The sequence below is a fragment of the Citrobacter sp. Cpo061 genome (genome assembly GCF_030332845.1).
In the GTDB taxonomy this organism is placed as follows: domain Bacteria; phylum Pseudomonadota; class Gammaproteobacteria; order Enterobacterales; family Enterobacteriaceae; genus Citrobacter; species Citrobacter portucalensis.
The window spans coordinates 217,285-224,486 of sequence record NZ_JAOWHB010000037.1 but is presented as its reverse complement, the minus strand read 5'-3'; the positions used below and the strand labels follow the sequence as shown (position 1 = coordinate 224,486).

The 7,202-nt window shown below is 48.2% G+C and carries 11 protein-coding genes; 7 read left to right on the top strand and 4 right to left on the bottom strand.

Going from position 1 to position 7,202, the window contains the following annotated elements; genetic code table 11:
* A partial coding sequence (locus tag OGX97_RS10390) for a phage tail fiber protein (protein WP_286592342.1) occupies positions 1 to 1,302 on the top strand: 1,302 nt, incomplete at its 5' end.
* 134 nt (positions 1,303 to 1,436) lie between these two features.
* Here the strand turns inward: OGX97_RS10390 and OGX97_RS10385 are convergent.
* Positions 1,437 to 1,679 (bottom strand): DinI family protein, encoded by a 243-nt coding sequence (locus tag OGX97_RS10385; RefSeq protein ID WP_008323361.1) that lies wholly within the window; start codon positions 1,677 to 1,679, stop codon positions 1,437 to 1,439.
* A gap of 78 nt (positions 1,680 to 1,757) precedes the next feature.
* Here OGX97_RS10385 and OGX97_RS10380 point away from each other — a divergent pair, with 78 nt between their 5' ends.
* A complete protein-coding gene (locus tag OGX97_RS10380) occupies positions 1,758 to 2,147 on the top strand; it encodes a HumD family translesion DNA polymerase (protein WP_182316990.1) in 390 nt (129 codons plus the stop codon).
* Between the two features lie 47 nt (positions 2,148 to 2,194).
* On the opposite strand, the gene OGX97_RS23210 is transcribed toward OGX97_RS10380, so the two are convergent.
* The 3 genes from OGX97_RS23210 to OGX97_RS23205 all read right to left on the bottom strand — a co-directional run bounded on the left by OGX97_RS23210 (position 2,195) and on the right by OGX97_RS23205 (position 3,767).
* Positions 2,195 to 2,311, bottom strand: a complete 117-nt coding sequence (locus OGX97_RS23210) for a YnaM/YnfT family protein (protein ID WP_352446998.1) — start codon at positions 2,309 to 2,311, stop codon at positions 2,195 to 2,197.
* Between the two features lie 254 nt (positions 2,312 to 2,565).
* Positions 2,566 to 2,979 (bottom strand): hypothetical protein, encoded by a 414-nt coding sequence (locus tag OGX97_RS10375; RefSeq protein ID WP_182291830.1) that lies wholly within the window; start codon positions 2,977 to 2,979, stop codon positions 2,566 to 2,568.
* Between the two features lie 443 nt (positions 2,980 to 3,422).
* Complete coding sequence (locus OGX97_RS23205; protein ID WP_048235186.1) at positions 3,423 to 3,767, bottom strand: hypothetical protein; 345 nt, start codon at positions 3,765 to 3,767, stop codon at positions 3,423 to 3,425.
* Between the two features lie 204 nt (positions 3,768 to 3,971).
* Between OGX97_RS23205 and OGX97_RS10365 the strand changes: the two genes are divergently transcribed.
* From OGX97_RS10365 to OGX97_RS10345, 5 genes are all read left to right on the top strand, one after another.
* Positions 3,972 to 4,661 carry a LolA family protein gene (locus OGX97_RS10365; protein ID WP_279850698.1) on the top strand — a complete coding sequence of 230 codons (690 nt, stop codon included), beginning with the start codon at positions 3,972 to 3,974 and terminating at the stop codon, positions 4,659 to 4,661.
* Between the two features lie 12 nt (positions 4,662 to 4,673).
* A complete protein-coding gene (locus OGX97_RS10360; protein WP_032943818.1) occupies positions 4,674 to 5,144 on the top strand; it encodes an SRPBCC family protein in 471 nt (156 codons plus the stop codon).
* A gap of 208 nt (positions 5,145 to 5,352) precedes the next feature.
* Positions 5,353 to 6,495, top strand: a complete 1,143-nt coding sequence (locus OGX97_RS10355) for a transglutaminase-like domain-containing protein (RefSeq protein ID WP_032943816.1) — start codon at positions 5,353 to 5,355, stop codon at positions 6,493 to 6,495.
* Positions 6,473 to 6,829 carry a hypothetical protein gene (locus tag OGX97_RS10350; RefSeq protein WP_267445884.1) on the top strand — a complete coding sequence of 119 codons (357 nt, stop codon included), beginning with the start codon at positions 6,473 to 6,475 and terminating at the stop codon, positions 6,827 to 6,829. The genes OGX97_RS10355 and OGX97_RS10350 overlap by 23 nt, the downstream gene beginning before the upstream one ends.
* Positions 6,826 to 7,107 (top strand): heavy-metal-associated domain-containing protein, encoded by a 282-nt coding sequence (locus OGX97_RS10345; protein WP_003833910.1) that lies wholly within the window; start codon positions 6,826 to 6,828, stop codon positions 7,105 to 7,107. Before OGX97_RS10350 ends, OGX97_RS10345 begins: the two co-directional genes overlap by 4 nt.
* Positions 7,108 to 7,202 lie beyond the last annotated feature (95 nt).

Sequence of the window (7,202 nt, the reverse complement as noted above, 5' to 3'; positions counted from 1 at the left end):
ACCGCGTTTACCACCGAGGTGGCTGCCGGAGATTTTATTGTTGTCACTGTCGGAGGCGTTCCCTATACGCTACCGGTTAAGTCCGTGGAAAGTAGTGCCGCGTTGACGCTGGTCAGTAATTTCACCGGGCCAACACAGGCTGGCGCGGCCTGGTCAGCTGTTCCCCGTATGGCGTTGAATATGGTCACCGCGGCGCTGGTGGCACAAAGTGCAGAAGCCCTGCGAGGACTGAACTACGACAAACAGAACTGGCAAAGCATTTTTAGTGGAAGCGGAAATGTCACCGTTAAGTTGCCTGATGGCAGTTCATTCACAGGACCTGCATGGGGCGGGATTTCTGCAACACTGAGTAATATTAATCAGTCTTTAAGCAGTATAAATACGGAGCTGGGTGAAAAACTTGTAAAGGAACAGAATCTTGGGGATTTGCCTGATAAACACACCGCCCGCGGAAACCTTGGGCTGGGAAGCGCAGCGACAAAAAATACAGGGGCGTCTCTCGGTGACATCATGATGGTTGGTGCATTTGGGCTGGGTGGGGTTGCGGCGCTACTTAACAATGCAGATATTGGCTCGCCTGTTACAGGATCTCAGTTATTTATGAACGGTGGTGGTCCGACAGGGTTTTGGACTGAGTGGGGGGCAGGGGTAAAAATAAGTTACAGCAACACGCATAACTTTCAGATTTATTTATCTGGTAGTGATGCAACACTCCTGACTCTTGTTCATCAGGTCGGCGGATCGCCTTTAATTCGTAAACATTACAACAACGGAAATACCACCATAGATTCTAACGGTAACCTTAAACCTGCTTCACCTGTCATCAAATTGAAAGGCGATGGTACGGCAGAATTCAACGAGGAAGCGGAAGGCGTAATGACTGAGCGCATCGACACCGGCATTTATAAGATATCCGGGGTCCTGGGATTTAACTCTGAACCATTATGGGGAGGCGTGGATGGTGGTTTCGTTATTCCAGCCAATACAAATGGACTGCCTTTATTGTGGGTGGATTATGAAATCGATCCGGATGGTTCCATAACGCTTAAAACATATCACCGTACTCACCACAGTGCGCCAGAATTTGCCCGGAATCTGATTGGTATTAAAAATGAAGATGGATCGTTTACTGAAACGGTGCAGGATGGTGAACCGGTTGATATCCCCGCTGGTCGCTGGGTAGACCTGCGCGTTGAGATGCCCAGGAACAGCCTCTGGAATATTAAACAACAGGAAGTACAGGAAGCCAGGGAAATAGCTGAACGTAAGCGCCAGCAAAATCAGCAGGGTACCCAGTCGTGAAAATGATGGTTGCCGCAACCACGCCGTATGCAGGAGCATGATTGCGGCCAACTGGCGAACGTTCGATAGTGCGAGTATTGAATGATTGCCAGTCACGGCGGATTGTACTTAAGCAATATGACGGTTCAAGGTGTTTAATCTGAAACCAGCCACATATCAGCTTCTTCAAACATTTCCTGAACAGTACGGCTTATCTGTTCCTTCTCATGCTTGCTGGCGTCAGTGTTGATCGCCGGCAGTGTCATCATCGGCTTAACCCGAATATCAGCATCGGGGAAGATCCGGTGAACCCTCCTGGTCAGTTCGCCCAGAATGATATCTTTTGCACCGGGCAGCCCATCAAAATTCCTTTTATCATAAACGAGTTCCACGAACATTGCTTATTGCCTCTTTACTGGATGGATATACAGTATTTATACTGTGTTTTTATCCAGTATTCAAGAGAGGGCGTAAACATGGGCTTTCCTTCACCTGCGGCAGATTACGTTGAAACACGAATCTCCCTCGATCAGCAGCTAATCAGCCAGCCAGCAGCGACTTATTTTATGCGGGCATCGCGTTCACATTTCAGGGAAGGGATACTCCAGGGGGCGTTGCTTGTTGTTGATGCGTCACTTTCTCCCTGTGATGGCTCGCTGCTGATCTGCGCGATAGACGGAGAATTTAGGATCAAGCGATATCGGACACATCCTCAACCCCACCTCGTTAATCTGGAGAACGGGAGAAAGGAGGCGCTGCCAGTAGATGATGGCGGTTACAGTTCTGCACCCGCTATATTTGGGGTGCTTACTTACATCATCAATGACGCCAGGAATGCAGAGTTTGATGATTGCCCGGTGATGTGAGCACATCACTGTTAAGTGAAGTATGAAGTGGGGTTACGTGGTTGAGGTTAATTATCATTTCTGTCTGGATTGTTAGACAAACCAATCCCTACTTTTACCGCAGCGAACAACATGATGCACAGAGTGGTAATCACGGCAAATACCAATGAGAGACTAGTAATCATAGGGCTTCTTAATGTCAGATGAATTCTATTGTCAGACAACTGTATAGAGAAAAGGTTCCTGGCAATTATCGTGCTTGCTACTCAAGAGGATATTACAATCCGATAGATCGTAGTTGGCTGGTGATCTGTCGATAGTTTCACCCCAATAATTCCCCGGAGTTTCCCCGTACAGAAAACAGACATAAAAAAACCAGCCGTAACTGGCTGGTTCTTAGAGGATTTAACCTCTACTACCGAAACCCCATGACGGTGGATTACTTAACGTAAGCACCACATGAATTACATTTATACTTTCCAGCAAAGCGGAACTGTCCGCTAACTGGGCTCATTGAAGACATTTTCTTTGCAGAGCTTTCATAGCATTTAGGGCAAAACGGGCCATTAGGTTTACCTTCAATTTCATTAGCTCGCCAGTATACGGCGTCACGGAAAATGAGATCATCAGAAGCATCAAGTTTCTTTTGCAATTCTTCAACTTTCTGCTTCAGCTCATGCATTTCTATCTGAGTGTCTGCTAACTCGATCTTGGCTTCCGACAAAGCAATATAAAGCTCACTAAACTTAAGCCTCATCTCAGCATCAGTGTATGCCCCAGCAGCATTTTTTAAGTCTTTAGCTAAATCAAAAGCAGTTTTAAACGCGGTCAAACCGGCGAAGATATCGGCCATAAATCCCTCTTTTTCTTAGAAAATGCAAGACAGATGTTCTCTGAAAGGGTAGTGATTTTAACATTTGTGAAAGGAATTTTTATGTGAGTGAAATCAAACCATTCAGTAATCAAAATCGTCGCCATTGGAACATTGCTGCACTTATAACTGATTGATAATGTAGATCAATTATTTATGATTTATTGGCGAATAATAACCGTAACATACTGATTTACTGATAAAACACGCATGATTTAAAATCCCTCGGCGTTCGCGCTGTGTGGGTTCAAGTCCCACTCCGGGTACCATGGGAAAGAACAGAATAATCAAAGCAATAAGCAGTGTCGTGAAACCACCTACGGGTGGTTTTTTTGTGCCTGTTTTTTACAAGCATAGATACCTTGCGTCAAGCAACCTGCCAGAAACGTAAACTGCCCTCTATATACTCACTATTGCTAATCAATCTATCGCCGAATCGGCGCGTTAAACATAAAGCCCCCTCGGGCAGGGTTGTTGATAAACCCATCGCGGGCGGGATTATAGTTGTGGTCCTGGAAACCATTCATCAGTATGGGATCGCCAAAGCCATCCTGTATCGCCAGCTGTCTGTGGATTCGGTTTCGTGCCCTGAACGTGAAAGCGAAATCATCCGTCCCGCCAATGATGATCACGCCATTACCAGCTCGAAGTGCCTCGCTCAACTCTTGCTCTCTAACAGCCTGGTTTTGTAACGCGCTGGCTGTGGCAGACGATGACGCCAGCAGCAGTAATATGAGAACGGCGCATGAAAATACCGATGGCAGTTTCATGATTAATACCTATAAAAAGCATGGCTATTAAAGTATAGCTTTATGTTGTCATCTTAACTGAAAAGAAAACCAATAATTTAAACCTGCTATCCATACTGTGTTTAAAAGTCCGGAAGAGTAGTGCCGCGCAGTTAAGAACTATAATAAAAACAGCCAACAGGTGATTACTTCTTTTTGCTGGCAATGCTGGTTCAGGGGGCTGCTATGAGCATTTCATCTTTTCCGATAGTTATGCTCGCAGCATTGCTCACCCTTAGTGGTGCAGCATATTCGGTGGAAAAAAAGGATATCTTTTCGCAGAATGCCAGGGCTACGGATCCCATCGCATTTTCTCAACAGTCATTTAATAACCTGACGTCTTATCAGGTCATGATGCGCTCCTCGTCGCCATCCGATGAAAGCAAAATTATTCGCTATAGCTTTCAAAAGCCTGGGTACGTGCGGATGGATTTTACCCAACCGCATTCAGGTGCGGTGCTTATTTTTAATCCTGTCAGCGGTAAAGTGACGTTATGGCCATTTGGTGTGGGTTCGTTGCCCATTTTGCACCTGTCGCCTACTAATTCATTGATCCAGGATGAGCGCGGTCATCGGGTGAATCGTTCTGATATCGGCGTGTTGTTGGGCAATATTCGTCATCTGCAACGCGAAGGGACAACAACCACAGTTGGTAATGAAAACCTTGCAGGACGGGCGACGACGCACGTATCTGTGGTTGGGCCTGGAACAATGGCGGTTGATGGTGTTCACCGCTATGACGTCTGGCTGGATAATTATCACGGACTCCCTGCCAAAGTGATCAGCTATGCGCCAGATGGGCAGCGATTAGAAACCGTGCTTCTGGATGCTATGGTCATTAACATCCGTTTTCCCGCCAATCTCTTCTCGCCTTGAGGAGTCTGTATTATGGCTGACTATCAGTTTTCCACCGTCTGGCGGGTTGAGGCTTCTATTCAGGAGGTATGGGATATATTTTCCCATCCTGACCAGTGGCCGGAATGGTGGGGAAGTCTGGAACGCATCGTTGAGCTAAAGAAAGGCGATCTGCAGGGCATTGGGGCGCTGCATCGCTATACCTGGAAAGGGGCGCTTCCTTATCGCTTAACCTTTGACATCAACGTACTGAATATAGCACCTTACTCGCTGCTTGAAGGACAAGCCAGTGGCGCGGTTGAAGGGCGAGGCGTGTGGTCTTTTTCTGCAAGTGGTGCAGAAACTATCGTCAGATATGACTGGAATGTGCGTACCACGATCCGCTGGATGAATTATCTTGCCCCGCTGGCGGCACCTGTTTTTCGCTGGAATCACGATATGGTTATGCGCGAAGGGGCCAGAGGGTTAGCCCGTAAGCTGGCAACGAATGTTTATATATTCTGAACTCGCTCTCACGGCTGTACTTTTTGCCTGCCTATGGCTTACTATCTGTCGCGCAGTTTCTTATTTCATTCACAGTTAACAGGTCTGTTATTGATGAATAACCTCCATCGGCTCACCTTTTTATGTCAGCGTCTGTCTGCTGTGATGATCGCATACGGTTTTTGCCTTCTTAGCCGTAGCCCAACTCTTACAACATGGACAGACAGCAATGCAACGTCGACAATTTCTCAAAAATAGCGTTCTCCTTTCCGCCGCCGGTTTAGTCGGTCCTGCGGTTATTAGCCAGACGGTTCACGCCGCTGAGCCATCCGTTGCACCAGTCGCGCGTCGGCGCTTTGTGTTATCCCAGACGTATAAACTTAACCCTCCTAAGGGGTCGAGCGGCGTGGTAAAACTGTGGATCCCGCTTCCGGTAGATACCGCGTTTCAACAAATGACGGCGCTTGCCTTTAGCGGAAACTACAAGCATGCGTACGTTACCACTAATAATACTTATGGCGCGAAAACGCTGTTTGCCACCTGGCCTGACTCGCAGGGCGAACTGTTGATTAACGTTGATATCGACATTGAAACCGCCGACTGGGAGCCGCTGAAGCAGGACGCGCTGAAAACCTGGCAAGCGCCGGAGCAGATTATTTATCCGCTGGATGTAAAACCGTACCTGCTGCCGACGACACATACCCCAGTTGATGGGCAGGTTCTGGAAACCGCACGTAAAATTACCGGTAATGAGCAGGATCCGCTGAAAAAAGCGCGCCTGATTTACGAATGGGTGAGTAGCCATATGGAGCGCGATAACGACGTCATTGGCTGCGGCACGGGGGATGTGGCGGAGATCTTAAAAAGCGGTAAGCTCAAAGGAAAATGCACCGACATGAGCTCCGTTTTTGTTGCTCTGGCGCGGGCCAGCGGCATTCCGGCGCGCGAACTGTTTGGCATCCGTCTGGGCAAAGCCAATAAACTCGAACGTTACTCGAAAAGCGCTTTTGGCAAAGCAGACAGTGCAGGCGTCGCCGATGTGAGCGGCGGACAACATTGCCGCGCCGAATTCTATCTGGCCGGTTACGGCTGGTTACCGTGCGATCCTGCTGATGTGACCAAAATGCGTCTGGCAGAGAAAAAATCGCATCAGGACGCCGATGTCCAGGCGGTAAACACTTACCTGTTTGGTAACTGGGAAATGAACTGGGTTGGATTTAACTACGGGCGTGATTTCGAGCTGTATCCGGCAACGGAGCAGGGAGCCATGAACAACTTTGGCTATCCTTACGCTGAAGTCGATGGCGACCCGATCAATTTCTACGATCCTAAAGCGTTCTCCTACAGCTATGTCGCCACAGAACAACGCTAAAGGGGCGGGACTCACCCTGTTGACGGCCGCTGCGGCTGCCGTCACCGCGGGCTTATGCTGCGTTGGACCGCTGCTCTATCTGTTGTTTGGTATTTCGGCGGCGAGCTTTGCTGTTTTCAACCAGTTTGAGTTTTTGCGAATTCCCCTGATGCTGGTGTCATTGGGCTTATTACTGCGTGTCTTCTGGCGGCTCTATTTTTCCAGGCGGCTGTGGTGCTCCGGATGGTTAACGTTGAAGCAAGCGCGCGTTCTCTACTGGTGCGCGCTGGCGTTGATTTTGCCGGTGCTATTTTATCCAACGCTCGTTGCCTGGTTTTATGAGGTATTTGAATGAAAATCTTCACATTAGTTGCATGCTTGTTGCTGCCGCTGTGGGCTCAGGCGGCCAATCAAAAAGTGGTGCTGGATATACAAAATATGACCTGCTCGCTGTGCGTTATTTCGGTCAATCAGGCTCTACGTGAAACCGACGGTGTGATTAAAGCAAAATCCTCCCTAAAAACCCGACAAGCAGAAGCGATTGTGCCAGAAGGTTTTCCAACCGATACTTTACTTAACGCGGTAGCGAAAACGGGCTATACCGCAACGCTCAACCGTATTGAACAACAGTAAACCACCTTCGGGTGGTTTTATTGTGTTTTCCCGGTATGATGCCCGGCGGCTTAGTGTTCTCTTTTGTGCGTTAACTTCCGGAATTCCCCTCGTTT